Annotated in this window: 25 protein-coding genes and 2 riboswitches; of the genes, 10 read left to right on the forward strand and 15 right to left on the reverse strand. The window is 47.2% G+C overall.

Annotation, left to right across the window (positions count from 1 at the left end; all coding sequences use genetic code 11):
• Positions 1-90: 90 nt before the first annotated feature.
• The 5 genes from CXF70_RS05500 to CXF70_RS05520 form a co-directional block, all read right to left on the reverse strand.
• On the reverse strand, positions 91-906 hold the full coding sequence (locus tag CXF70_RS05500) for an STAS domain-containing protein (RefSeq protein WP_101801836.1): 816 nt from the start codon (positions 904-906) through the stop codon (positions 91-93).
• A gap of 189 nt (positions 907-1095) precedes the next feature.
• Positions 1096-1395, reverse strand: a complete 300-nt coding sequence (locus CXF70_RS05505; protein WP_101801837.1) for an MEDS domain-containing protein — start codon at positions 1393-1395, stop codon at positions 1096-1098.
• 39 nt (positions 1396-1434) lie between these two features.
• Entirely contained in the window at positions 1435-2484 is a 1050-nt protein-coding gene (locus CXF70_RS05510; RefSeq protein ID WP_101801838.1) for a hypothetical protein, read from the reverse strand.
• On the reverse strand, positions 2471-2821 hold the full coding sequence (locus CXF70_RS05515; RefSeq protein WP_101801839.1) for a PadR family transcriptional regulator: 351 nt from the start codon (positions 2819-2821) through the stop codon (positions 2471-2473). Before CXF70_RS05515 ends, CXF70_RS05510 begins: the two co-directional genes overlap by 14 nt.
• A 189-nt stretch (positions 2822-3010) precedes the next feature.
• Positions 3011-4075, reverse strand: coding sequence for a saccharopine dehydrogenase family protein (locus CXF70_RS05520; RefSeq protein WP_101801868.1), 1065 nt, complete (start codon positions 4073-4075; stop codon positions 3011-3013).
• A 135-nt stretch (positions 4076-4210) separates the two neighbouring features.
• Positions 4211-4310, forward strand: a riboswitch (purine riboswitch).
• Positions 4311-4380: 70 nt separating this feature from the next.
• On the opposite strand from CXF70_RS05520, the gene CXF70_RS05525 reads away from it, so the two are divergent.
• The gene (locus CXF70_RS05525; RefSeq protein ID WP_101801840.1) at positions 4381-5556 is read left to right on the forward strand and encodes an MFS transporter; all 1176 of its coding nucleotides are present in this window, start codon (positions 4381-4383) and stop codon (positions 5554-5556) included.
• Between the two features lie 445 nt (positions 5557-6001).
• On the opposite strand, the gene CXF70_RS05530 is transcribed toward CXF70_RS05525, so the two are convergent.
• Positions 6002-6967 (reverse strand): nuclease-related domain-containing protein, encoded by a 966-nt coding sequence (locus CXF70_RS05530; RefSeq protein ID WP_101801841.1) that lies wholly within the window; start codon positions 6965-6967, stop codon positions 6002-6004.
• 308 nt (positions 6968-7275) lie between these two features.
• Here CXF70_RS05530 and CXF70_RS05535 point away from each other — a divergent pair, with 308 nt between their 5' ends.
• The gene (locus tag CXF70_RS05535; protein ID WP_101801842.1) at positions 7276-7527 is read left to right on the forward strand and encodes a hypothetical protein; all 252 of its coding nucleotides are present in this window, start codon (positions 7276-7278) and stop codon (positions 7525-7527) included.
• A 64-nt stretch (positions 7528-7591) separates the two neighbouring features.
• Here the strand turns inward: CXF70_RS05535 and CXF70_RS05540 are convergent, their stop codons facing one another.
• Complete coding sequence (locus CXF70_RS05540; RefSeq protein WP_101801843.1) at positions 7592-8476, reverse strand: proline iminopeptidase-family hydrolase; 885 nt, start codon at positions 8474-8476, stop codon at positions 7592-7594.
• A gap of 182 nt (positions 8477-8658) precedes the next feature.
• Here CXF70_RS05540 and CXF70_RS05545 point away from each other — a divergent pair, with 182 nt between their 5' ends.
• Both CXF70_RS05545 and CXF70_RS05550 read left to right on the forward strand, forming a co-directional pair.
• On the forward strand, positions 8659-9966 hold the full coding sequence (locus CXF70_RS05545) for an acetamidase/formamidase family protein (RefSeq protein ID WP_233208555.1): 1308 nt from the start codon (positions 8659-8661) through the stop codon (positions 9964-9966).
• 217 nt (positions 9967-10183) lie between these two features.
• On the forward strand, positions 10184-10672 hold the full coding sequence (locus CXF70_RS05550; RefSeq protein WP_233208556.1) for a hypothetical protein: 489 nt from the start codon (positions 10184-10186) through the stop codon (positions 10670-10672).
• A gap of 109 nt (positions 10673-10781) precedes the next feature.
• Here the strand turns inward: CXF70_RS05550 and CXF70_RS05555 are convergent, their stop codons facing one another.
• Positions 10782-11588: an alpha/beta hydrolase gene (locus CXF70_RS05555; protein WP_101801845.1), complete on the reverse strand. Its 807-nt coding sequence runs from the start codon at positions 11586-11588 to the stop codon at positions 10782-10784.
• Between the two features lie 235 nt (positions 11589-11823).
• Between CXF70_RS05555 and arr the strand changes: the two genes are divergently transcribed.
• Positions 11824-12240 carry an NAD(+)--rifampin ADP-ribosyltransferase gene (arr, locus tag CXF70_RS05560; RefSeq protein ID WP_101801846.1) on the forward strand — a complete coding sequence of 139 codons (417 nt, stop codon included), beginning with the start codon at positions 11824-11826 and terminating at the stop codon, positions 12238-12240.
• 338 nt (positions 12241-12578) lie between these two features.
• On the opposite strand, the gene CXF70_RS05565 is transcribed toward arr, so the two are convergent.
• The 4 genes from CXF70_RS05565 to CXF70_RS05580 all read right to left on the reverse strand — a co-directional run bounded on the left by CXF70_RS05565 (position 12579) and on the right by CXF70_RS05580 (position 16900).
• Positions 12579-13049, reverse strand: a complete 471-nt coding sequence (locus tag CXF70_RS05565) for a DinB family protein (RefSeq protein WP_101801847.1) — start codon at positions 13047-13049, stop codon at positions 12579-12581.
• Positions 13050-13227: 178 nt separating this feature from the next.
• On the reverse strand, positions 13228-14658 hold the full coding sequence (locus tag CXF70_RS05570; RefSeq protein WP_101801848.1) for a carbon starvation CstA family protein: 1431 nt from the start codon (positions 14656-14658) through the stop codon (positions 13228-13230).
• Between the two features lie 704 nt (positions 14659-15362).
• Positions 15363-16397, reverse strand: coding sequence for a zinc-binding alcohol dehydrogenase family protein (locus CXF70_RS05575; protein ID WP_101801849.1), 1035 nt, complete (start codon positions 16395-16397; stop codon positions 15363-15365).
• A gap of 146 nt (positions 16398-16543) precedes the next feature.
• Complete coding sequence (locus CXF70_RS05580) at positions 16544-16900, reverse strand: winged helix-turn-helix transcriptional regulator (protein ID WP_101801850.1); 357 nt, start codon at positions 16898-16900, stop codon at positions 16544-16546.
• Positions 16901-17019: 119 nt separating this feature from the next.
• On the opposite strand from CXF70_RS05580, the gene CXF70_RS05585 reads away from it, so the two are divergent.
• Positions 17020-18078: an LLM class flavin-dependent oxidoreductase gene (locus CXF70_RS05585; RefSeq protein ID WP_101801851.1), complete on the forward strand. Its 1059-nt coding sequence runs from the start codon at positions 17020-17022 to the stop codon at positions 18076-18078.
• Positions 18079-18090: 12 nt separating this feature from the next.
• On the forward strand, positions 18091-18657 hold the full coding sequence (locus tag CXF70_RS05590) for an NADPH-dependent FMN reductase (RefSeq protein WP_101801852.1): 567 nt from the start codon (positions 18091-18093) through the stop codon (positions 18655-18657).
• Positions 18658-18825: 168 nt separating this feature from the next.
• On the opposite strand, the gene CXF70_RS05595 is transcribed toward CXF70_RS05590, so the two are convergent.
• Together CXF70_RS05595 and CXF70_RS05600 are read right to left on the reverse strand one after the other, a co-directional pair.
• Positions 18826-19689, reverse strand: a complete 864-nt coding sequence (locus CXF70_RS05595) for an SDR family oxidoreductase (RefSeq protein WP_101801853.1) — start codon at positions 19687-19689, stop codon at positions 18826-18828.
• 131 nt (positions 19690-19820) lie between these two features.
• Complete coding sequence (locus CXF70_RS05600) at positions 19821-20099, reverse strand: toxin-antitoxin system YwqK family antitoxin (RefSeq protein ID WP_101801854.1); 279 nt, start codon at positions 20097-20099, stop codon at positions 19821-19823.
• Positions 20100-20382: 283 nt separating this feature from the next.
• On the opposite strand from CXF70_RS05600, the gene CXF70_RS05605 reads away from it, so the two are divergent.
• From CXF70_RS05605 to CXF70_RS05615, 3 genes are all read left to right on the forward strand, one after another.
• Positions 20383-21312, forward strand: coding sequence for an AAA family ATPase (locus CXF70_RS05605; RefSeq protein ID WP_101801855.1), 930 nt, complete (start codon positions 20383-20385; stop codon positions 21310-21312).
• 99 nt (positions 21313-21411) lie between these two features.
• A riboswitch (SAM riboswitch) is annotated at positions 21412-21516 on the forward strand.
• An 89-nt stretch (positions 21517-21605) separates the two neighbouring features.
• Positions 21606-22778 (forward strand): cystathionine beta-lyase, encoded by a 1173-nt coding sequence (gene metC / locus CXF70_RS05610; protein WP_101801856.1) that lies wholly within the window; start codon positions 21606-21608, stop codon positions 22776-22778.
• Between the two features lie 45 nt (positions 22779-22823).
• Positions 22824-23951 carry a 5-methyltetrahydropteroyltriglutamate--homocysteine S-methyltransferase gene (locus CXF70_RS05615; protein WP_101801857.1) on the forward strand — a complete coding sequence of 376 codons (1128 nt, stop codon included), beginning with the start codon at positions 22824-22826 and terminating at the stop codon, positions 23949-23951.
• 320 nt (positions 23952-24271) lie between these two features.
• On the opposite strand, the gene CXF70_RS18120 is transcribed toward CXF70_RS05615, so the two are convergent.
• On the reverse strand, positions 24272-24613 hold a 342-nt coding region (locus CXF70_RS18120; protein ID WP_158241157.1), incomplete at its 5' end, for a geobacillin-26 family protein.

Raw genomic sequence — 24613 nt, forward strand, 5'->3', positions numbered from 1 at the left:
TGTCATTCAAATTCCCCAAAATACTCCCCCTAAATTAGCAGCCGAGCAAAAAGAAAAACCGTCAACTGAGAGTTCAGCCGACGGTTTCCTTCAGTGTTCAGTTAACTCCAAGAATTCTTTTACAGTTCCATAAGTCTGCATGTCACTCATGTTGATCCCCAGGCTCACAGCAGTATGGGCAATCACTGGCCGGATTCCCGTCAATATCGGCTTTATGCCAAGCAACTGCAGAAGGTCCCGAATCTGAAAGATCTGCTGGGCCACATTGGTATCGAAATGATGAATTCCTGAAAAATCGATTACAAGTTGCTCGATATCCAAGTCCACGACCTTCGGAATGACTTCCGTCGACAGATATGCAGCCCTGGAATCGGTGAATTCACCGATGAGCGGCATGACACCGACCCCTCTTCTGATCGGAACAATCGGCGCAGCCAACTCCATGATCTCCTGCTCATTGGAATCCAGCAGTTTCTGATTTTCCAGATTGAAATTCGTTGTCGTTTTCCGAAGCGCATCATCAAAAATATAGATTACGTGATGATAAAGTTTAGAGAGTTCTGCTGCGCTGCTGTTCTCCAGAATGCCTCTCTCCTGCAGTTCATGCAAAAGCGAAAGCCGGAACGTGCTGATGATTTCAACCGTATTTTTCAAAAGCGTCCCGTCATAGTAAAAGTAATGGTCGATATCGTAATCCATTTCCATATCCAGGGTTTCCTGGCGGGTGCTTATTAGTCCCAGTGCCACCTTATCCAAAAGCCGTCCGATCAATTCACAATGTTTTGCAAGCTGTTCATCCGTCAAGTCCAATTGCAGTTCTTCCGTTGCCTGCATCAACAGATTCTTTGTTAAGGATTTATTTTCTTCTCTGATGAATTCCGCTACTTTATGAAGTATAATGTCCATTCCTCTCTCCTTGCAGTCCGTCTCCTAAGTCGTTATACAAAAGCTATATTTTTTATTATTCCCCCGCTTGACACAGATAAACCCTATGATGACCGTACACTTCAATTAAAACGGATTACTTCTTTCCACAATAAAAAATTGAAAGGCATCCCGCCTTTTCAGCGGAACGCCTTTCATTATCGATTACATTCAGGAAGCTGCAATTTCATTTATCCGGTCATCTTCCATCAAATAACTGTGTCTCGTACGCAATTTTTCCTGCAGTCCTGCAGAAACCCGGGTTAAATCATAGGCGCAGACAGCGATAAACTTATTTTCCGATATAAACTGGGTCGCGCTTTTATCGTAGAGGAGAATCTCATCTTCAATATCGTCTCCGCTGCCCCATTCGATATGGCCCCACGTCCGGAAAAACTTTTCTTCGCTAGTAGCCTCATTCAGTATATAACTTAACTTACTGGCCTGCCTCAGTCTATTTTGAACCCTCAACTTGGCGAGAGAATCCGGTCTTTATTGCCGTAAAAAGAATCAGCTTGATCCTTTGCCCATTCTCCACTTTTTCAAGGAGGAACCTTCTTTTATGAACGCTTTCCTGAAACCTTGGATCACATCAATAACAGCAAACAGGGCAACGGTGAAAAGCAGTCCTCCGACAATCCAGTTCAATGCATCCGCTGAGCCGAATATCCTTTCAAGCTGCAAAATGAAGCCCTCTGTAAAGATTTCCGCATTTGTGAATAACAAGATGAAAACCAGCACGGTCAGCGTCTGCAGGGCTAAATTATAAGTTGCCATCCTGAAATCCCATCTTCTGCGTGCCCACTTCCAGACATCCATGATGATTTGAAGGATGACTGTCAGCAGAACAAGCGGCCAATAGGACAACATCATGGTTTGATTGAATGCCGGTGTCGTAAAGTCAAGGCCGGGCGCACTGCCTTCATAGATGCCGATCAATTTATCCGCGTTGAAATAAACTGAAACCCATACAGCGGTCCAAATCAAATCAAAAGCAGGCTCACTTCGTGGAATAACCCGGTTTTTAGGCATCAGCTCCTGCTCGGAGGCCATATCATCCGGTGTCCATCCTTTTTCCGGCAGCACGATTGGCGTCTTTCCAGTTGCACGATTTGTCCGGTCGACCCATTCAATGATAAAGAAGACAAGAGTCACCCAGAAAAAGACATTCACCGCTGTATCAACCACAGCAGCAATCCCATCCGCAAAAAGGCCACCGACGACACTCGCCACTGATGCTTCCCCGGCACTCGAGAAGATGGTAGTAATGATCAGCACCATCAGTACGACAGTGACAACGACTGGAATAATAATTTTCAGTAAAGTCACATAAGCATCAAAGAACGCCGGTCCGATCAAATACCTGGGCTGCGATCGATACTTGCTTGCCAATACAGCCGGATCGCCGAATTTCACAAGCAATTCGCGCTCTTCTTTTTCCGCGTATCCCAGTGGCAATAAATCTTCCAGGGTGGCCCGCAATTCTTTTCCGATATCGTCCCGCTCTTTCGCCGGCACCCTGCGCACCACTTCACCAACATACCGGTCAATCAATGTCATCGGAACCATCCCCTTCAATAAGCTTTTGAAGTTCTTCCGCTACTTTCCGCCACTCCTCCGTCATCTGACTGAATGTGTCCGCTCCTTTTTCGCTTAACGTGTAATACTTTTGCGGCCCGTCTCTTGCCCCATCCCAATCCCCCAACAGCAGCTTCTGCTTTTCAAGCTGCCGGAGCATAGGTGCCAATGTGCCAAAATTCTCCAACAGTCCCCTTTGTTCCAAGATCCGGATCAGGTTTGCGCTGTTTCTCGGTTCTTTCAATTGTGACAGCACGGCCAATGCCAGCACTCCGCTCCTCAGATCGCCTGGCCATCCATCCATTGCCGATCTTTCCAATATTTCCACCTCCCGTAGCTCTTTTTTCGTCCTGAACTATACTCTTTATTTTAATCCTTCCAAATTATCCACACAATAAATAATTGATTATTTTGATAATAAAATAATTATTGTTTATAGAAGTGGATAAAAAAACACACCGAGGGTGCGTGGTGTGTTTGGTGTGGTTCACATATGCTATTCCATTTTTCATCCTGGATAAATCGTCTCTTCTTCAAAGTTGCCGGACCCTGGCAACTCTTCTACCAATCCTGAGCCAAAAAGCATCGCCGGCGTGTAGCTTCCTTTCGGAAACTCTCCGTCGAGCAGGCGGTTGACGGATTCAAGTGCGCCATAAACCGTCAGATCGTAGACATTCGCCGTTTTAATCCGAACTGTTTTTACAACACCATCCTCATTGCGCGCTTCTCCCCAAATATAAGCGGGTGCTCCGGCGCGACGGGTTTCGTCTGGACCTTTCACACGTCGGTTCACTAAATTCTTGAGGGCTTTCTGGACAGCAGGCAAAGCAAGGATGGCTCCGGCGCTGCCGAAGATGCGGGCACCAAAAATGCGCGATTTTTTCATCGGAATCCAAGTGGCGATATTCGGAATCCCGGTTGTGTGGAATGCGGTCGACACGTCGCCCCAGGGGATTCCCATCGCAGAACGTGAGCCTCGGCCGAAATCGATCGTGCGATGCTGGCTTCCGATCGGCACCGGTATCAATTGGCCGTTCTGCCGCTCCGCACTGCCAGACCCCATTCCTTCGATCATCGTCTTGAATGTCCCCGGTGAAATGCCTGAATCCGAATCAAATCCGAGTGATAGACTGCTCGCATCCGGCAACAGTTCTTTCAATTTAAGCGCTGTGCAGTCTGTCGGAATCACATCAAAACCGACGCCTGAACAGATGGTGATGCCCGCTTCTTTCGCTTTCGCATCCTGCGCGAAGCTGTGTTCGAAAACGGAAATTTCGCCGGTGATGTCCATATAATCGGCACCCGCCTCAAGGCACGCCTTGATCATCGGTGCGCTCGTTTTCTGGAAAGGACCGGCGCAGTGCAGCACAAGGGCGATATCGCTCAGGTTTTCAGCAGCGGACGGTCCTACCGGAAAGACGCGCGTTTCCAGTTCCAGCTCTTTGCCCAGCGGTTTCAGTTTGTCTGGATTACGACCGGCCAGCACAGGATTCCAGCCACGCTTTTTCGCTTCCCTCGCAATCAATTCCCCTGTATAGCCATAAGCTCCATAAATCAGCCATTTTTTCTGCACTTGCTCCACTTCCTTTTCTCGAAAATTAAGGTTTCTCAAATCATACCTTTTGTCAGGAACACGTTCAAATTTTTATTTTCACTCCTTTACCGGCTTGCACAAAGAATTTTTATGTAGTAAGATTTTCAAAGTAATCAATTGAACGACCATACTCTCTGTATAACCTTAAGAATACGGCTTAAGGGTCTCTACCAGGAACCGCAAAATCCTGATTACAGAAAACGACTACTCGTTTTCTGTAATCAGGATTTTTTTATTTTCTGACAAATAGAGCAATTTTTAATTGGAAAGGAAGCGTAATTGCAATGAACCTGAAAGTCTATATCTTAGCCTTATCCACGGTCGCAGTCGGACTTGTGGAATTGATTGTCGGAGGAATCCTGCCGACGATAGCCGATGAATTCGATGTATCGGTAAGTTCGGCTGGACAATTAATCACTTTATTCGCGTTGATCTATGCGATTGCCGGTCCGGTCCTGCTGGTGGCGACCAGCCGTTTTGAGCGCAAGAAAGTCTATCTGATCTCCTTGTTCATCTTTTTCTTCGGCAATATCATGACATTTTTCAGTCCTGATTTCACCTGGATGATGATTGCACGGATTTTGACGGCTGCGAGTACAGCGCTGATCATCGTGCTGTCGCTCACGATCGCCGCTAAAATCGTCGAACCGCCTTACCGTGCAAAAGCGATCGGCCTGATTTTCATGGGCGTCTCTTCGTCGCTCGTTCTCGGCGTTCCGCTGGGCATCCTCATTTCGGATGCATTCGGCTGGCGCTACATCTTCCTTGGCATCGCCGCATTGTCCATCGGCTCAATGGCGCTGATCGCGCTTTACATCCAGCCGATTCCGGGCAGTACGGCCATTCCGCTGAAGCAGCAATTAAAAGCGGTTGCCAGCGCAAAAATCGGCACCGCTCACCTGGCGACGATGTTCATGCTGGCTGGCCATTATACCGTCTACGCCTACTTTACGCCGTTTCTCGAAACGACAATGAACTTGAATCCGTTCTGGGTCAGCGTCTGTTACCTCGTATTCGGCCTGGCTGCAGTAAGCGGCGGCGCAATCGGCGGCACCATGTCCGATTCGATCGGCTCGAAGAAAAGCATCCTGATCGTCATTTCCGCATTCGCGGTCTCGCTGTTCCTGCTGCCATTCAGCACATTTTCACTAGTCATCTTCATGCCGGTAATGGTCATCTGGGCAACGCTAAGCTGGGCACTTGCCCCGCCGCAGCAAAGCTACCTGATTGAAACGGATCCCACCACTTCCGACATCCAGCAGAGTTTCAACAACTCCGCGCTGCAAGTCGGCATCGCGCTGGGCTCCGCAATCGGCGGCTTCACACTCGCCCAAACCGGTTCCGTCACCAGCACCTCCTGGGTCGGCGCCGTCATCGTGCTCGGCGCACTCGGCTTTGCCGTCTTCTCGTTGACGCGCCCGGCGGTTAAGCGGAATGAAAAAGAAATCGAAAGTATGTAAAGGGAAAGACGGCCGCGATATGATTTCGCGGCCGTCTTTTTTGGTTTTGATCTTGATAAGGGGCTTTTCGCGAGCGAAAAGCTTCCTTCTTTGGGTTGGTGGTGAGAGGTGGAGGCTGGGTATTGGGTTTATCGGCGATTTTTGATGGTTTATCGGCGATTTTTAACTGTTTATCGGCGATTCTCATAATTTCGTTATCATCTCAAACAATTAATTATTTAATAATCAAATTAATATTATTTCACTTTCTTCACAAACAGTAAAAAGACGTTTCGCTAAACATAAGCGCTTCCGTCTTTCTAAATGATTTGACTAGAAGCTTTTCTCCTGTGAAAAACTTCATCATTCGATCTGCCGGTTAGAGGCAAAGCTTCATGTGAGGGAGTTTATTAGCGATTCAGTCTAATTTATCGATCTACTAAGAAGTTTTTCCCATTCACTGTATTTACTTGTCTTTTATTTTGTAAACACGTGTTTTTCTTTCGCCCGAAATATCTAAATCATACTTACGCAAAATGCGTTTTACTACATCAGAATCACTTACACCACTAAACTCCCGAAACTTCCTATTCGTCAGCTCTCCATCTATCAATGAAAAATATTCCTGCACCGCCAGTCGGTCGGCAGCTGCATCTTTATTGCCGCAGACCGCGCAAATCCAGGATTTCTTTACACGCTTCATGCCGTGGCCAAAGCATTTATTGCAATAAACACCAGATTTCACATCTCGCAGATCAATCTTATAAAACTTGCTCAAAGGGGATAATTTAAAGGGGACCTGGTTTGCCGCGATCAGCTTCCCGATGTCCTCAAGCGGACGGGAAACGGCGGTTAGGGGACTGTCCCGAAGAATTCGGTAGAGATATTGGTTCATCTGATACGTTTTGCAAATCAAAGCGTCAGAAGGCTTCGTGTGGAATACACAACTGTTTGCAGTGTAAACAATCAAACCCGTGACGGGCAGATTGATATTGTGGAGCTTAAACCATTTCCGGATAAAATGGATATGCTTATTCAGCTGGAACACGGGATTATCCATAGTCAGGATTTCGCCACTCGGCAAGTCTTTCCTGTAATATTCCTCATTCACTAGGTCGTAATGGATTTCACCGCTAACATTCTTGGAATCCATCACAATCGCACAGCGGTCAGTCAGCAGCAGACCGTCAATCTGAACCACCCAATCGCCCAACTCCATATTCAGATCCCACACAGGCAAATAATTACCTTCATATGAAAATTCCCGAAATTTCTTCACCATCTTGCCTTCGCCGCGAATTCCTGCAGCCGCTCGGTGCAACTGGTTTTCCAGGTATTCACGCTCCTTGTGGTTGGATGGAATACGCTTCAACAAACACTCAATCGCTAACGCTTTAGGCAATAAATCCAGTTCCGTTTTTATCGCTTTCACCTCCTAAAAATTTTAAATTCCGCCTACTGATCATGGCTGTGAACGAAGCATTATTCACGCTTTAATCGTACCATATTACCTACAGTGTCAATATCAAATTCTGCTCCAAAAATTCAGAACAAAAACACTGGAATGGAACAGTTTGCCACGGCAAACTGCCGGGGCTCGTGAGCTGAGGAACGCTCGCGAACCCGAAAGAGCTAACGTCCCACTTTCCAATAATTCCATTTAAACCTATAACGACCTGTGATAAGCTTAATCCAGTGAGTAACCAGACCTAGCTACACCCTAATCAATGGAGGGATTGTTTGAAACTTTTTAAATTTATATCCTGGCTGATTGGTACCCTTTTCTTATTTGTCGCAGCCAATCATTTTTTCAACCCGAATTTCACAGGGAGCATGACTCTTTTTTTTACACTCTCTTTTTTACTGTTCACTTCTTCAGGCATTTATGAGTATCTTGAGCGGCGCAAAAAGACAGCAATACTTTACTTCTTTACGGGTACTGCTTGCTTTTTCGGTTTAATGGTAGAATTTTTCGGTACGAATCAAGTTTGATGATTTCCTTAACCCAAAAACCGTTAACCCTGATAGAAGGTTAACGGTTTTTCTATTACTTATTTTAAGCCCCCGGCTTCATCTCCTGCCGGTTCACCCATTCCCGCACCACTTCGACATACGCTTCCGGCTCCTCAATACCCGGCATGTGCGAGCTGTTTTCAAAGACATGAACCTCCGCATCCGGCACTAAACCCGCATAATACTCGGTCGTTTCCGGCGTCGCTTCATCGTAAAGGCCGCATGTGAACAAAGCCGGAATTTTTATTTCGCCCAAACGGTCTGTCGCATCAAAATGCTTCAACGTTCCGGTCACCGTAAATTCCGAAGCGCCCCACATATAATTGTAGACTTGGTGATTCATTTGCTTCATATCTTCTACAAGCCCTTCCGGCCATGGATCGACGCGGCACATATGGCGCTTGTAATAAGCTGTCATCGCTTCATTGTATTCAGCAGAATCGGTCGTTCCTTCGCGCTCGCTCCGCTCAATCGTCTCCTGGATGTCCTTCGGAAACTCTTTCAAAAGATTCCGCTGATCCCGCTCCCATCGCTGCGCATCGAGAGCCGGTCCCGAAAATATCACACTGCGGACGCCTTTCGGATTTTTGAATAGATAAGAAGCGGCAAGCATCGTGCCCCAAGAATGCCCGAGCAGGTGGAATTCCTCCAAGCCCAGCGCTTCGACAACCTGTTCCAATTCTTCAACAAAACGCTCCACTGTCCAAAGCGACGTATCTGTCGGACGATCCGACTTCCCGCTTCCAAGCTGGTCGTACTGAATCACCGGCCGGTCCGTCCCGAGCTGGCGCAGCGGATCACTGTCGCTGCTTTTCGACCCCGGTCCCCCGTGCAGCACCAGCAGCGGAATTCCCGGCCCTTTCCCGGTAATCCGGTACCAGACGTTTCCTCCATTAACTTCAATATGCCCTACTGTATCATCCTCCATTTATATACAACTCCTTTTCGTGTATTCCTTTTATACCCTTTCTGTATAGGAATAAAAATCTCCTTTAAATGAAATCGAAAGTGACTTCAGTTCATTGCCAACCAATCTTCTAAATTGTGATTCCTACCCCCTTCCCACTATAATGAAAATAGTCAGACTATTATAAAATGAGGAGGATACATGTGAATAAAACAGCTGTGGAGACTTTATTCGTGAATCATTTCGTTGATGGTATTTTGGATCCGGAAAAAGAAATGCTGGGGCCGGTGAAGGACGGCGGCACGATCATCGCCAATACGGCGCCGGGCTGCTGGGGGCCGATGATGACGCCGAGCATCATCGGCGGACATGAAGTGACGAAGCCGGTGTATGTGGAAGGGGCAGAACCGGGAGACGCCATCGCCATCCGGATCCAGTCGATTACGGTGACATCACACGCGACGGCTTCAGGCAACGATAAAATGATCGAAGACCGGGCGGACGGCGATGGCTATGTGGCGGCGAAATGTCCGGAATGCGGCACAAAAAACCCCGAAACTGTCATCAGAGGCATCGGTATGGAAGCGATACGCTGCGCAAACTGCGGAGCAGACGCGACGCCTTTTGTCTTTACGAACGGCTACACGATTTTCTTCGGTGAAAAAGGCGATGTCGGTTTGACGTTGCCGCAGGAAGCTGCCGAAACGATTGCGCGCGACGGCCGCGCCTATATGAAAACACCGGACGAATCCGTGCAGAATCCGGTCGTGACGTTTGCGCCGCATGATCTGGTCGGCACCATGGCTCGCATGCGTCCGTTCCTCGGACAACTTGGCACGACGCCATCCCGCGCGACCCCGGATTCCCATAACGCAGGTGACTTCGGTTCATTTCTTGTCGGCGCGCCGCATGATTACGCCGCTACGCAGGAAGAATTGGAAGCGCACCGTACCGATGGCCATCTGGATGTAAACCGTGTGCGCGCTGGCGCGGTACTGATTTGTCCGGTGAAAGTTCCGGGCGGCGGCGTTTACCTCGGTGATATGCATGCCATGCAAGGCGACGGCGAAATCGCCGGCCACACAACCGACGTTTCCGGTATTGCTCATCTGCAAGTCAGCGTGCTGAAAGGGATGAACATCAAAGGGCCGATCCTGCTGCCAAATGTGGAAGACCTGCCGTACACCGCGAAACCGTTCACTGCGGAAGAGAAGCAATCCGCGCGGCAAATTGCCGAGACCTGGGAAGTCGCTAAAATCGAAGAATCGTACCCGGTATCGTTTATAGGCTCTGGTCCGAATCTCAATGAAGCTACCGAAAACGGCTTGAAGCGCGCCGCTGATTTCTTCGGCGTCACTGTACCGGAAATCATGAACCGCGCGACGATCACCGGCGCTATCGAAATCGGCCGCCACCCAGGCGTCGTCACCGTGACGTTCCTGGCGCCGGAGCAGTATTTGCGGAAGACGGATTTATTTGAGATCGTGAGAAATCAATACGGGCAGCAATGATTAAACCCACTACTTTTATGTATCACACAATATAAAAGAGCAATGCTGATCAGCGTTGCTCTTTTGTACGGTTGAATATATTTTCTCACCTATATTTATTTTCATTTAAACGGAACTTACCTTCATACAGAACGTATCATATATATCAATTGACGAGATGCTCAGTTTCAAACAGGTGGACCGGATAGTTGAGCAGAAGAATTCGGGGGCGGAGAAATTGAAAAAGAAAGTATGGCTAGTGGGTTCGATTGTTGCATTAATTGTATTGGGCATTTATCTCCTGGTGTTCTTCAAGCCGCCACTCGAGGTTGGCGCCATTTTTACAGACGGAGATAAAAAATCAGTGGTGGTCAGTGTCGGCAATAAAGGATTGCAGCATGTGAAGATACTGGATGTGAAAGTGAATAACAATAACAAACCAGATGAAACAAAGATTCAAGTCAGCAACAATTTGCTCGGCTTTACTATCTCCCATGATTTTGATAGCCCTGAAGCGGCAGAATTTAATTTCACGGATCCAGAAGAAGTTGTGATCAATACAGGAACCTCGCCCACTGACAATTACAAAAAGATGGATAATGGGACTGCAACTGTGGATGATGAAATTTATGGAATCAGTGTTTTATATCCAACAGCCATATTCAAAGTGGACATTACATACAGTTATTTAGGAATTCCATTCAATGAAACTGTGGTTCTCAATTAACAGGCTTACATACAATATAGCTATTATCATTTGCGCCGTCATCTAAACACCAAAACCATGACCGGAGAAATTGCCGGCCATGGTTTTTCAGTCATTTTTACTATTCATTTCACAGACGCTCTTGTATCCACTCCACCACTTCATCATAAATCTTATACTTGGATGGCTCATTAAAGATTTCGTGCATCAACGACGCATAGATTTTTAACGTTTTGTCTGCAGAACCGATCTCTCCGTAAAAGTCGCGAGAATCTTTTTCAGCGACAAGCCCGTCTTCATTGCCATGCAGCACAAGCACTGGGTCCGTAAAATTTTCGGCATTCGTTTTCAGCCAGTCAATGCCGGTTCCAAACTGATTGATAAGCGCGACCGAAATCTTCTTTTCCACCATCGGGTCATTGGCATAGGCTTCGACCACAGCCGGATCGCTACAGACGCCTTCGCCGAGTTCATTGTCCAGGTACGTATCTTCCGGCAAGTCCATCGGCAGCTGACCGAACAGCTGATTGTTGTAGCGGGTCAGCGCACCGGATAAGACGATCCCCGCTGCCTGTCCCGGATATTTCGTACCGAACGCTGCTGCTGTGAAGCCGCCCATACTGTGGCCGATGAGAAAAATCGGCATATCTGAATTCTCTTCCTTAGCCAGGTCCATAATAGTTTTCAAATCATCCGGCATTTCATTGAAATCGTCAAAATGCGTGCGCTTCCCTTCAGACCGCGCATGGCCACGCTGTTCATAGCGGTAGACAGTGAAACCGTTGCTCAACAGCGTTTCAGCCAGCGCATCATAACGGCCCAGATGCTCGGCTAAACCGTGCGAAATCACAGCCACTGCCCGTTGCTCCTCAGCCGTATCCTTCCGGCTGAACAATTGCGTGCCATCAAAAGATTCAATCATCCGTTCTTCTGCCATCGAATTTCCTCCATTCAATTAAAACTTATCCCCTGTACCATTCTCCATGAAAATGAAAAAACCCTTCTGAAATGGTCGGCGCGCGGTTCATTCAGAAAGGTTTATAGTTTTTTAGCTGCCGTTCTCTATACCTTTATTATACACCCAATAAAAAATGATTAACAGACTACTTTTTCGCGAATCCCTGTCCTATACTGTTACATAACCAAGAAAACCAAACAGGAGGCAGACTAATATGAATGAACAAAATGACGTCCTCGACCGAGGCCCTTTCTTCCACGGAACGAAAGCAGAATTAGCTCTTGGCAGCCTGCTCGAAGCGCAAAACCTCTCAAATTACCAGGATAAGAAATCGAATTACATCTATTTCACCGCGACATTGGAAGCGGCGAAGTGGGGAGCTGAACTGGCGGCGGGTGATGCCCGGGAACGAATCTATCTCGTCGAGCCGCAAGGCGAATTCGAGAACGACCCGAACCTGACCGACAAACGTTTCCCCGGCAACCCGACCCGCTCGTACCGGTCGAAATCGCCGCTGAAAATAGTTGCTGAATTGGGTGCCTGGCAGCGTCATTCCGATGAAGAGATCGATCACATGCTGAACTCGCTGAAATCATTACGTGAACAAGGGAAAGACGTCATCATCGATTGACTCGAAATAAAAATTTTCATGCTTAACCCGCTTTCTTCTTAATAGCGAGCAGATTGATAGGGTTTGAGCTTTATAAGGGGCTTTTCGCTGGCGAAAAGCGTCCTTTTTTGTTTTTTTGTTCTTTTTGTTGGGTGGATGGGTGGTGGGTGAGTAATGAGGTTATCCGCGGCTGGGCGGTGTTTATCCGCGCCTAGACATCATTTATCCGCGGCAGCCTCAAAATCAGCAAAAAAATCAAAAAAAGCTGCCCGCTCCCCAACTAATGGGGGAGCAAGAGCAGCTTCTGATGAGATAATGACTCTTTCCGAAATAGTATGCAAGCCTGCGAAGCTGGCAATTCAGCTTTCTCGTTCAGTCGGCGGCCAATCGCCTTTAATTTTCCGTGCAAACACCACTTGCCCGGCATGGTACGTATTATGCAGAACGATTGTCTGCAAACAGTCGCCTCGGGTGTCTTCCCGTCCGGGAACCACTTTTTCCAGTAAATCTTTCGTGGATTCCTGCTCGGCTTCTTCCAGTCCTTTCAGGAAATAAGCAATAGCCGAATCCCACTCATCTTCACTTTCCGGCGACGGCGTATGCGGCCAGGATTCCTCATCGGGATTCTGGCTTTTCGGCGTTTGGCCGTTCAGCAGATCCAGCATATAATCCTGCCAATAATTCATATGGAATAATAATTCCCAGATCGAATGCGGGAAATCCCCCGTCTTGTCCCCCGCCTCTTGCCAGTCTACCCCGTCAAATACCTTCGCCGTATCGAAGTGAGCCCCTTCGCCGTGCAGACTGTTTTTGAAAAATTGCCCGTTCATAAAATTCCTCCTTCTGTCATTAAATAAAGCTGTCTCCCTTATACTTACCTATTCCACATCCCGTGGAAACATCCTGTTTCCTATAGAAATATTTTCAGCATTCAATAAAATAACTTTTTATAAGAAAAACCACACCAGACGCAAACATCCGGTGTGGCAGCATAATTTTTATTCCAAGTCAGTCCACCGCAACGACTGTCTCGACATCGTCGGCGCGATTCTTGCGGGCTTTCGCATAGAACAGTCCAACCGTGATAATGGTCAAGACCAGCCCGATGATGAACGACAGGTTGAGGTCAAGGTTAAAGCCGATTTTCTGATTGAGGATATAGACGAAAACCATATAGGTGATGAAGATTGCCGGCGCCAATGACACCAGGTAATTCTTGCCTTGGATATAGAGGTACATCGTCGCAATCCACAAAGCGATGGCGGCAGTCGCCTGGTTGGCCCAGGAGAAATAACGCCACAATAAGGCGAAATCGATTTGAGTCAGTACCAATGAAACCGCAAATAGCGGAACAGCGATCATCAGGCGCTTCAACACTTTCTGCTGATCCACTTTGATGTAATCAGCAATGATTGAACGCGCAGCGCGGAACGCCGTATCGCCTGATGTGATTGGCAGGACGATGGCACCAAGAACAGCGATCGTACCGCCGACTGCACCTAACAGCGTCATGGAGACTTCATTGACAACAGCAGAAGGAGTTCCTGAACTGATGATGCTTGAAAGCGTCTGGCCGTCGAAGATGCTCATCGCGGCTGCAGCCCAGATCATCGCGATGATCCCTTCCGCAATCATCATGCCGTAGAAAATGTAACGGCCCTGCGATTCATTTTGCGTAGTCCGCGAAATGATCGGCGACTGCGTCGCGTGGAAACCGGACAAGGCTCCACAAGTGATCGTAAAGAACAGCATCGGGAAAATCGGCAAATTGTCCGGATGCAGATTCTCTAAGCGAAGCTCAGGAATTTTATATTCAGAGAACAGCAATGCAATGCCGACGCCAAATGTTCCGATCAAAAGAACGGCTCCGAAATACGGATACAACCGGCCGATGATTTTGTCGATCGGCAAAATTGTCGACAGGAAATAATAGACGAAAATCAAACCGATCAGAATTCCGACTGCCACTTTTCCATCCAGCAGGATTGCGAGCAATGACGCCGGTGTTGTTACGAACACGGTTCCGACAAGCAACAGCAGCAATAACGCAAAGAAGTTGACGAGATGCTTGGATGCCGCACCAAGGAATTTACCGGCAAGCTCCGGAATATGTGCGCCTTTATTGCGGATGGAAATCATGCCCGTCAGGTAATCGTGCACCGCGCCTGCAAAAATACAGCCGATGACGATCCACAGAAATGCGACCGGGCCATACAGCGCTCCCATGATCGGACCGAAGATCGGGCCCGTCCCTGCAATATTCAGCAATTGGATCAGCGAGTTTTTATGCTTGTTCATCGGCACAAAATCAATGCCATCCTGATTGGCGTAAGCCGGTGTTTTCCGACTAGTTATTGGACCAAATAGTTTTTCGATATACTTTCCATATGTAAAATAGGCTGCCACAAGCAACGCAATCGAAACGATAAATGTAATCATATTTTCTCTCCTCTTTTATGTAATCGCTTACAGCAGTAAACAAAAATATCCGATATCCCAGTTTCATTCTTTCAATGAAGCTATAAGGTAACCGTCATTTTAATACTGCTCTATAGAATATTACAATAATTTTAGAAAGTCAATTTGTTTTTTTGGCGCTTTGAGCTAAAACTTTTTGGATATAGATTTTAGAATGTAATGGAATGTCAATTTCCAATTTTATGGATTTACTGTCCATTGGGATGCCGTTACTGTCCGTTACGAACCAAATACTGTCCATTAGAGCCCCAATACTGTCCGTTAGACATCGAATACTGTCCATTACGATTTCTGAACTTCAAAATAGAGCCTCTGAAGTTCGATTCCTGTTCGTGTGACTAGTTTCCAAGAATCATTATTTCCAGTATTTGGCGATACTTTCCAATTTGGGTAAAATACTTTACAATTCACCCTAAATACTTTCCAATTCCATTGAAATACTTTCTATTTTAACCTAGCGATTAACTAGAAAATATATTGTAAGTTATTTCAAATAAACCCGATGCCCACTCTCCATTTTCGGCTAGGCATTAACTGCCATCTCTTGTACTTTCGCTTTTCGCCTGCGAAAAGCATCCATTTGTCTTTTGATCTTGGCTCTTAAAAAATCAAACAAAAAAACGCCGCCCTCTCTACAAAAAGAGAAGTCGACGCTTTGTTTATTTTCACTCGAAAGGACCTTCCAACACGATCTTGCCAATCGTCTTGCCAGTCAGCAGATTGGTATAAGCCTCTTTCAGATTTTCCACCGATATCGGTGAGAAATGCTGCGTCATCGTCGAGCGGATTTTATTGTCATCCACCCAGTCCGCCAAGTCGTTCAGCATCATGTGCTGGTGGACCATATCGGCCGTCTGGAAAACGGAGCGCGTGTACATGAGTTCGTAGACGAACGTGACACTTTTGCCGAACAGCGCGAGGTCGAGCGGCTTGAACGCCGGCAGGATCGAGCAGATTTTCCCTTGCGGCAGAATCACTTTCGCCATCCCTTCCATATGCTCGTCGGGGCTGTTCAGGCAAAAAATATAATCCACGCCATTGATGCCGAGGTTCTCCAGCTGCGGGCCGAACTCCTCGTGATGGTTGATGGTATGGTCGGCGCCGTGATCTTTCGCCCACTCGACTGTCTCGGTGCGGGAAGCTGTGCCGATTACCGTAAGCCCGGCGAGTTTAGCGATCTGCACCGCAATCGAGCCCACGCCGCCTGCCGCTCCGATAATCAGGATATTCTGTCCTTTATTATCCGCCGCATCTTTGGAAACGCCCAATCGCTCAAACAGCGCTTCATACGCCGTAATGCTGGTCAACGGCAATGCCGCTGCCTGCGCAAAATCAAGGCTCGCCGGCTTGCGGCCCACAATGCGCTCATCCACGAGATGGAATTCACTTTGGCCGCCTGGACGATTGTTCGTGCCAGCATAAAACACTTCATCCCCGACATTGAAATAAGAACAGTCATCACCCGTCGCAACAACTACGCCAGCCACATCCCGGCCGACAACCGTCAGCGACTCATCGTCCTCTTTTTTGCCGTCGCGCGTGCGAAGGTCTGTCGGATTCACGGAAATCGCTTTTACTTCCACCAGCAAATCGCGTCCAGTAGCGGTCGGCCTTTCCTGTTCCACCTTCTGAAAATCCATCGCTTCTTCCTTCGATCCCGGCTTGTAAAACCCGAGTGTCTTCATCGTTTCTGAATTCATGCTGCATCGCCTCTCCTTCAGTTTCTCTTCTAGGTATAACCGTATGCCCTTCATTTTACACATCAGAAATCAGCCTTACAAAATATTGAATTCCGATGAAAACAATAAAACCGGGCTTCTCCTAAAGTAAGAGAGATCCGGTTTACTTATGAGGAACTTTTCAGCTGATTTTCCTGTTTCTCCATTTTATGTTCGGTATGTTTGGCGCCCCATTCGTGCATGGCCTCCAGGATCGGCTCAAGGCTGCGGCCATATTCCGTCATGGAATATTCCACTTTCGGCGGGACCTGCGGATAGACAACACGAGCGATAATATCTTCATCTTCCAGTTCCCGCAATTGCTTCGTCAGCATCTTTTGCGTGATGGCCGGCATATTGCGTTTCAGCTCACTGAAGCGTTTAGTGCCTTCTTGCAGCAGGTATAGAAGAATCACGGGTTTCCATTTTCCGACAAGGATGCCGAGCGCGTCTTCCACGCGGCAATTATCCGGTTTGCGTTCCATAACAACCACTCCCATAGTATCTTTTTGTATACTATAGCACTTTGGAGTGCGTACTTATAATAAAATCACCTATCGCTTATAATGGCTTTATATTGGAAATAGAAGGGCGGATTTATTCAATGGAAAAATATCGCATCAATCCTGACAATGGCCTGGAGTTTGGCATCTATACACTTGGCGACCACTTGCCGGACCCGGCTACAGGTGAAAGAATCTCTGCACAGCAGCGGATTCAGGACATTATCGAATACGCAGGACTTGCGGAACAGGCAGGCGTCGAATTTTTCAGTGTCGGCGAAAGCCATCAGGAATTCTTCGCAACACAAGCCCATGCCGTTGTGCTTTCTGCCATTGCACAGGCGACGAAAAAAATTAAGATCGCCAGTTCTTCGACGATCATCAGCACGTCCGATCCAGTCCGTGTCTACGAAAATTTTGCTACACTCGATTTGATTTCAGGCGGCCGGGCAGAAATTGTCGCAGGACGTGCTTCACGCATCGGGCTGTTCGATTTGCTCGGTTATAACGTCCGCAATTACGAGGAACTGTTCGAAGAAAAATTCGATTTACTTCGGCTGATCAATGAAAACGAAATCGTCAATTGGAGCGGCGAATTCAGGGCACCGCTCCGCAATGCACAGGTACTTCCGCGTCCGGTCAACGGCTCTCTTCCGATTTGGCGCGCAGTAGGCGGCACTCCAGCCAGCGCGATGAAAGCCGGTTATGCCGGAGTGCCGATGTTCATGGCTCATCTTGGCGGCGCCGCTTCAACTTTCAAACGGACAGTCGATGCCTACCGCGATGCGGCTCGGGCAGGCGGTCATAATCCTGATGAATTGCCAGTTGCAACGGCAGGCTTTTTCTATGCCGCGGAAGATTCCCAGCAAGCATTGAAAGACCTGTACCCTCATATCAATGAAGGCATGAAACGCACCAACGGCGGCGGCTTCCCGAAACAGCTATTCGCACAAGGCGTCGATCCGCATAACATCATGAACATCGGCAGCCCGCAGCAAATCATCGAGAAAATATTGCATCAGCACGAAGTCTTCGGCCATCAGCGCTATATCGCGCAAATTGACTTTGGCGGCATGCCGATGGACAAGCTCAAGCGAAACCTCGAATTGATCGGCACGGAAATCATCCCGGCCATCAAAAAATATACTGCCAAAAAATAAGGAGGAAGCGGAATGAAAATCGTAGGCTTATCCGGTTCCCAAATCGGTTCAAAAACAAGAATCGCTATGACTGCAACCGTCAAAGCGATCTCGGAGAAATACCCTGACGTGGAAACAGAGTTGATTGATTTAGCGGATTTCAAAATGGAATTCAGCGACGGCCGCAATTACCTCGATTACGAAGGCGATACCGGCTATGTGACGAAAACCTTGATGGAAGCTGATGCCATCGTCATCGGCACGCCGATTTTCCAGGCTTCCATACCGGCGGCGCTAAAAAACATTTTTGACTTGCTGCCGGTCAACGCGTTCCGCGATAAAGTGGTCAGCATGCTGGTGACAGCCGGTTCCGCCAAACATTATATGGTCGCTGACACTCAGTTGAAACCAATTCTCGCATATATGAAAGCGCAAATGGTCCAGACTTTTGTCTTCGTTGTGGAAGAAGATTTCTACCAAAAAGAAATTATCAACCACGATGTGCTGCTTCGCATTGAGCGGCTTGCAGAAGACACGGTGGTTCTGACAGAAACATTTACGAAAATCCGTGAAGAAAAAGAAGCGGAGTATGATTTTTGAGAATGCTTATAAATGGATAAGGAGGGGAAGTCGCTGTCTTCAGCAACTTCCCCTTCTTTTACCTATCCAGCCAAATACATAAAAAAATAGCGGGTTATCCCCAATACAGGAGCAATCCGCTTCATTAAACTATTTAATTAGCTTTTTTTATATCGTTAATTATTTTCTTTACGAATTGGCCTTGATAATTTGTTCTAACGCTTCATCAATCGGAGTAACCGGACGACCAAGAACTTTCTCGAAATCGGTGTTGCTGACTTCCAGCGAACCGTTTCTGATGCTTTGTTGAATACCCACAACTATTGGCAGCACATAATCAGGCAGGCCCAAACCTTTCATGATTTCCGCATATTCTTCGTCGCTGACTTGGTGTACAGGCACTTCTTTGCCCAGAATATTTCCAACAGCAGCTGCCAGTTCTTCTTGTGTCAATAGAGGGCCCGAAAGTTCGTAAATAGTGTTTTCGTGTCCGTCACCAACAAGTACCTCTGCAGCCGCATCTGCATAATCCTGTTGCAATGCCCACCCTACTTTGCCTTCACCGGCAGCAGTTACCCACGGAGCTCCAGCCATGGCACCTTGGATGCTTCCGATTTCATTTTCCAGGTACCAATTGTTGCGAAGGAAAGAATACGGGATGCCCGTCTCAACGATGGCAGCTTCTGTCGCTACATGCGGCGGTGCCATTGAGTTTTCACTTCCCGTTGCATTTGCAAGGCTCGTGTAGGCAATAAATTGCACCCCTGCACGTTCAGCTGCCTGGACAGCATTCTTATGTTGTTGAATTCTTGTTTCATTGTCCCCATCTGTAGAAATGATCAATAATCGGTCAATCTCCGCAAAAGCTTTATCTAATGTTTCCGGATAATCAAAATCCCCTTGACGAACTTCCACTCCCTGCGCACGAAGTTCTTCCGCTTTTTCCGGATTTCGAACGCTTACCGCCAGATCACTTGCCGGTACTGTTTTCAATAATGAAGCTGCGACCTTTGAACCTAAATTCCCTGTTGCTCCAGTAACTAAAATCTTCATCCAAAATCCCTCCAATCGAGTTTTAACAAATTAAATGTATCAAGCTTAAGTTACCATTTCCCTGGAAACAGCACAATTTTTGGAACTCGGTATTCAAAAAATTAAACCTGGACTGGAAACTGCCGGTTTTTTCACTTATCCCGATTAGTCGTCTTATACTTCTCACCTTTACTGTCATAAGTGATCCATTCGCCCACGGGTTCTCCCTTTTCGAAATGCCCCGACCGCTTCAGCGTCCCATCAATGCGGTACCATTCCCAATAACCTTCCGGCTGCTCATCGATTATCTTGCCCTTTGACCAAATCGTATTTCCATTGGCATGATACTTTATCGTTACGCCATCAATAACATCAAGCTTCTTTTCCTTTACACTTTTCGTTTGCTTCAAGTCACAATTTTCGTCTTTCATGATTTGCCCTCCAGACTAATAAAGAATAAGTTGAATGAGAATAAACATTCATTCTACACCTTTGATTCTGTAATTCAAATTACTGATGATCCGCCCCAGCCACCATGCCGCTGTAGCTGAAGACCACCCCATCCGTTCCTTTACCTTTTAATATTCGCTGAAGGAGTTGGAAAACCTTTTTAGATGAAGGCGAAAATTCCCTTTTGGTTTTGCAGACTTGAAAAGGGTATGGAAGATAAAATGAATTTTTACATATTTCATTTCTGCCGAAAGAAGGGTTACTATGGCGAAATTCACAATGCTGATCGGCCTTCCGGGAAGCGGCAAAACCACCTACGCCCGCAGCCTGCTTGAAGGAAACGAAGATTGGGTCCATCTCTCTTCCGATGAAATCACGAACCGTAGCCGCCTGCCCGGCGAATCCGTCGATTACCAAAATACGTTCGAAGAAATGTATCAGCAGACATTCCACCATTTAGAAAACGGCTCCAATGTCATTTACGATGCAACAAACCTAGCATCCAAAAGAAGACGGAGCATATTGAACCGGATCGAAAAATTCGAGGCCGAAACAGAAGCGATCATCTTCCTCACTCCCCATGCTTTACTGAAAAAACGCAATAGTAAGCGGCAAACTGTCGACCGCGTGCCCGGCCATATAATCGAACGTTATATCCGCGCATTCCAGTTGCCGAGAAAAGATGAAAATTTCGGCTGGATCCGCTTCCTATCAATGCCACCCTATAAAGAAATAAATCCGGAACAGCTTAAGACGCAGGCCCTTTTATTTGAGGGTCACGAACTGTTTTTCAAAAGCTTTGAAGAAACCAGACCTATGGCAGAGACTGCAGAAATGCGTGCCTTGCTGCAGCAGAACTATGGAATCATTCGAGAAATATCAAAAGAAGTCAGTGACTTTGAGGAGCAGGAATTGCTGTCGTGGACCATCCTTTTGCATAACATAGGCAAAGCTTATGTCCGGAAAAACTTGCCGATTGAACAGGATAATTTCTATGGCTACGAACATGTCAGTGCCTACCTCGCTTATCAAATCCTCTTATCACTTCAATTCCCTCTGCGATTCATTTACGATGTTTTATTGCTGATAGATGAATTTGAAATCGGAAAAGAATTAAAACGGGGAAAAGTGAAGCGGCGCGTTGGTTTGGAGAATTATGAGCGGTTGGAAATGTTGTGGAGGATTAGCGTTTGAGTTGAGCGGTCCAAAATTTATTTATCAAATATTCTTGCATTTTCTATCAACTTGTTTTATTGTTAAACACATCAACTGACAACTAACTTAATAATCTATTTCTTATCAAGAGAGACGGAGGGATTTGGCCCTGTGATGTCTCAGCAACCTGCCCGCAATGGCAAAGGTGCTAATTCCAATAGGCGCGAGCCTAGAAGATGAGAAGAACAGATCTCTTTTGAGGGGCTTTCTTCTTTATTGAAGAAAGCCCCTTTTCTATTGGAAAAGGAGCTCTGTCAAAGGAGGACTTAAAAATGACCGACCGCTTAGAAACGAAATTTATCCATTCCGCCGGTGTCGATTCGAAGACCGGCGCCGTCAATGTCCCGATTTACCTGTCGTCGACGTTCCACCAGCAAAGCATCGATGAGTTCGGCCCTTATGATTACAGCCGCTCCGGCAATCCGACGCGCCAGGCGCTGGAGGATACAATCGCAAAACTCGAGAACGGCACACGGGGATTCGCTTTCGCCTCAGGCATGGCCGCTATCTCGTCGGCTTTCATGCTGCTGGAATCCGGCGATCATGTATTGGTGTCAGAAGATGTGTATGGCGGCACCTACCGCTTCATCACGGAGGTGCTGGGTAAATTCGGAATCGATCATTCATTCGTCAATATGACGGACCTCGATGAAGTCGCGCGGGCTTTCAGGCCAAACACGAAAGTGATCTACATCGAGACCCCGTCCAATCCGGTGATGAACATAACCGATATCGAAATCGCCGCCAAACTCGCCAAAGCGAACGGCTGCCTGACGTTTGTCGACAACACATTCATGACGCCGCTGTTCCAGAACCCGCTTGATCTCGGCGCGGATCTTGTGCTTCACAGCGCGACGAAATTCCTGTCCGGCCACAGCGATATCGTTGCAGGACTCGCCGTTACAAAAGACACGGCACTCGGTGACCGCCTCGGCTTTATCCAAAACTCCTTCGGTTCGGTCTTAGGCGCACAGGATTCCTATTTATTGATTCAAGGAATCAAAACGCTCGGCGCGCGTCTCAAGCAGTCGAGTGAATCCGCACAGAAAATCGCTGAGTTCCTGCATCGCCATCCGGTTGTCGAAGAAGTTTATTATCCGGGCTTCTCCTTCCATCCCGTCAATCCGATCCAGCAGCGGCAGGCAAGCGGCTATGGTGCAGTCCTATCATTAAAGCTGCCGGACAAAAATTCGGCGCGCATCTTCAAGGACGCCTTGCGGATTCCGGTTTTCGCCGTCAGCCTCGGCGCTGTCGAAACGATTCTGTCGTATCCGGCGACCATGTCGCACGCCGCGATGCCGAAGGAAGAACGCGAGAAACGCGGCATCACCGACGGCCTGTTCCGTTTCTCCGTCGGCCTCGAGCACACCGACGACCTGCTCGAAGATCTGGAGCAGGCACTGGAGAAAGTCCGAGTGAAAAGCAAGCTCAGCATTGCGAACTAATCTATACGCCAAATAAAAACTAAAATCAGAAAGCAGGAATTCCCCATGACAAATCCAATCACAGAAACAACAAAAACAGCGGTAAAAGCACCTTTCAAGGCAGATCACGTCGGCAGCCTGCTGCGTCCGGAAAGCATCCATCAGGCAAGAAAAGACTTTAAAGAAGGTGTTATCACGGCAGAGCAATTACGCGAAATCGAAACGACAGAAATCAAGCGCATCGTCGACAAGCAAATCGAAGTCGGCTTGAAAGCCGTCACTGACGGCGAATTCCGCCGCACATTCTGGCACACCGATTTCATGGCTGGCATCAACGGCTTTGAAGGCTATACACCGGAACATGGCTATAAATTTAAAAATGTAGAGACCGAAGCTTACGACGTACGCAATATCGGCAAAGTCTCATTCAATGGAAACCATCCTTTCATCCAAGACTTTATTGAATTTAAAGAGATTGTCGGCGACCGCGCCATTCCGAAACTGACGATTCCAAGTCCGAACCAGTTTTTCAATCAGGGCATCCGCGACGAAAACATCTATCCGGATATTGAAGACTATGCAAAAGACGTCATCCAGGCTTACCGCGACGCTTTCAAAACCTTCTATGATTTAGGCGCACGCTATATTCAGATTGACGATGTCTATATCGCCGGGCTGTCAGCGCCGGGAATCCCGTTCAACGACGGCAAGTATAATCGAGAGTTTTTGATCGACCTCGCGCTGCGCGTCGCAAACGGCGTGCTTGAAGGCAAGCCGGAAGATCTTGCGGTAACCACTCACCTCTGCCGCGGCAATTACCAGTCCGACTGGGCATTTGAAGGAAGCTACGCGCTGATCGCACCTACCCTTTTCGCTAAAGAAAAAGTCGACGGCTTCTTCCTCGAATACGACGACGACCGCTCAGGCAGCTTCCAGCCGCTCGAGCACATTCCAGCTGGCGGCCCGCGCGTTGTGTTGGGCGTCTTCACTTCGAAGAACGGGGAGCTTGAAGATAAGGAAGTCATTAAAGCACGTGTCGCGGAAGCCGCACAGTATGTGCCATTACAGCAGCTCTGTATCAGCCCGCAATGCGGTTTCGCGTCAACCCATCATGGCAATAAACTCACAGAAGAACAGCAATGGGAGAAGTTGCGTTATATTGTGGAAGTTTCTGAAGAGATATTTGGAGAGTGAAATAATGAAGAAGGCAAGCGCTGGGTGCGCTTGCCTTTTTTTTTGTGGTTATGATTTTTTTCGGTTATTTATATAGGTTTCAAAGTGTTTTGATATTTTTCCCATTACTCAATTTCAAGATGGCTATCTATTTAAATCAGCATTATGCCAGTTACAATCAATCCAATTGTACCGAACATTAAATACAAATAACCAAGAACAAAACTGTTCCTATTCTTTGATTTTTTGAATTTTAAATAATACAGTCCAAATGAAATAATTATGATAGTCAGTAGCACGGTTATTAGTTCAAAGATTATCAAATTTACCCTCCTATCTCTTTACAGAGAGAAATAATAAGCTCTCGCTTTATTTACATGACCATGTATTTTGACCATTGCATCTAAAGCCGATCCATAAGCACCTAACGCTGCTAACCCTGCAGCTAGCGTACCAGCGCCTGCAGTAGGAACAGAGAGAATAAACGACAACCAAGAAAGTCCAGTCGCTGTAAGTGAAGAGCCAATAAATCTCCATTCCAAGCTATTTATACTTTCTACTTGTGATCGGAAATAAGATAATGTTTTTGAGTTTTGAGAAGTACGAGTAACATTTTTGTAGTAATAATTAGTTAAAGACTCTCCCTTAGGTCTTCTTAATTGCCATTTTTCAGGCGAACTAAC

Origin of the sequence: Planomicrobium sp. MB-3u-38, assembly GCF_002836425.1 — a bacterium.
Taxonomy (GTDB): domain Bacteria; phylum Bacillota; class Bacilli; order Bacillales_A; family Planococcaceae; genus Planococcus; species Planococcus okeanokoites.

What these genes read in the sequence shown, in the direction of transcription:
- CXF70_RS05500 (WP_101801836.1), bottom strand. Translation starts at nt 906, where the DNA reads ATGGACATTATACTTCATAAAGTAGCGGAATTCATCAGAGAAGAAAAT.
- CXF70_RS05510 (WP_101801838.1), bottom strand. Translation starts at nt 2,484, where the DNA reads ATGACATTGATTGACCGGTATGTTGGTGAAGTGGTGCGCAGGGTGCCG.
- CXF70_RS05525 (WP_101801840.1), top strand. Translation starts at nt 4,381, where the DNA reads ATGAACCTGAAAGTCTATATCTTAGCCTTATCCACGGTCGCAGTCGGA.
- CXF70_RS05540 (WP_101801843.1), bottom strand. Translation starts at nt 8,476, where the DNA reads ATGGAGGATGATACAGTAGGGCATATTGAAGTTAATGGAGGAAACGTC.
- CXF70_RS05555 (WP_101801845.1), bottom strand. Translation starts at nt 11,588, where the DNA reads ATGGCAGAAGAACGGATGATTGAATCTTTTGATGGCACGCAATTGTTC.
- arr (WP_101801846.1), top strand. Translation starts at nt 11,824, where the DNA reads ATGAATGAACAAAATGACGTCCTCGACCGAGGCCCTTTCTTCCACGGA.
- CXF70_RS05565 (WP_101801847.1), bottom strand. Translation starts at nt 13,049, where the DNA reads ATGAACGGGCAATTTTTCAAAAACAGTCTGCACGGCGAAGGGGCTCAC.
- CXF70_RS05570 (WP_101801848.1), bottom strand. Translation starts at nt 14,658, where the DNA reads ATGATTACATTTATCGTTTCGATTGCGTTGCTTGTGGCAGCCTATTTT.
- CXF70_RS05575 (WP_101801849.1), bottom strand. Translation starts at nt 16,397, where the DNA reads ATGAATTCAGAAACGATGAAGACACTCGGGTTTTACAAGCCGGGATCG.
- CXF70_RS05580 (WP_101801850.1), bottom strand. Translation starts at nt 16,900, where the DNA reads ATGGAACGCAAACCGGATAATTGCCGCGTGGAAGACGCGCTCGGCATC.
- CXF70_RS05585 (WP_101801851.1), top strand. Translation starts at nt 17,020, where the DNA reads ATGGAAAAATATCGCATCAATCCTGACAATGGCCTGGAGTTTGGCATC.
- CXF70_RS05590 (WP_101801852.1), top strand. Translation starts at nt 18,091, where the DNA reads ATGAAAATCGTAGGCTTATCCGGTTCCCAAATCGGTTCAAAAACAAGA.
- CXF70_RS05595 (WP_101801853.1), bottom strand. Translation starts at nt 19,689, where the DNA reads ATGAAGATTTTAGTTACTGGAGCAACAGGGAATTTAGGTTCAAAGGTC.
- CXF70_RS05600 (WP_101801854.1), bottom strand. Translation starts at nt 20,099, where the DNA reads ATGAAAGACGAAAATTGTGACTTGAAGCAAACGAAAAGTGTAAAGGAA.
- CXF70_RS05605 (WP_101801855.1), top strand. Translation starts at nt 20,383, where the DNA reads ATGGCGAAATTCACAATGCTGATCGGCCTTCCGGGAAGCGGCAAAACC.
- metC (WP_101801856.1), top strand. Translation starts at nt 21,606, where the DNA reads ATGACCGACCGCTTAGAAACGAAATTTATCCATTCCGCCGGTGTCGAT.
- CXF70_RS05615 (WP_101801857.1), top strand. Translation starts at nt 22,824, where the DNA reads ATGACAAATCCAATCACAGAAACAACAAAAACAGCGGTAAAAGCACCT.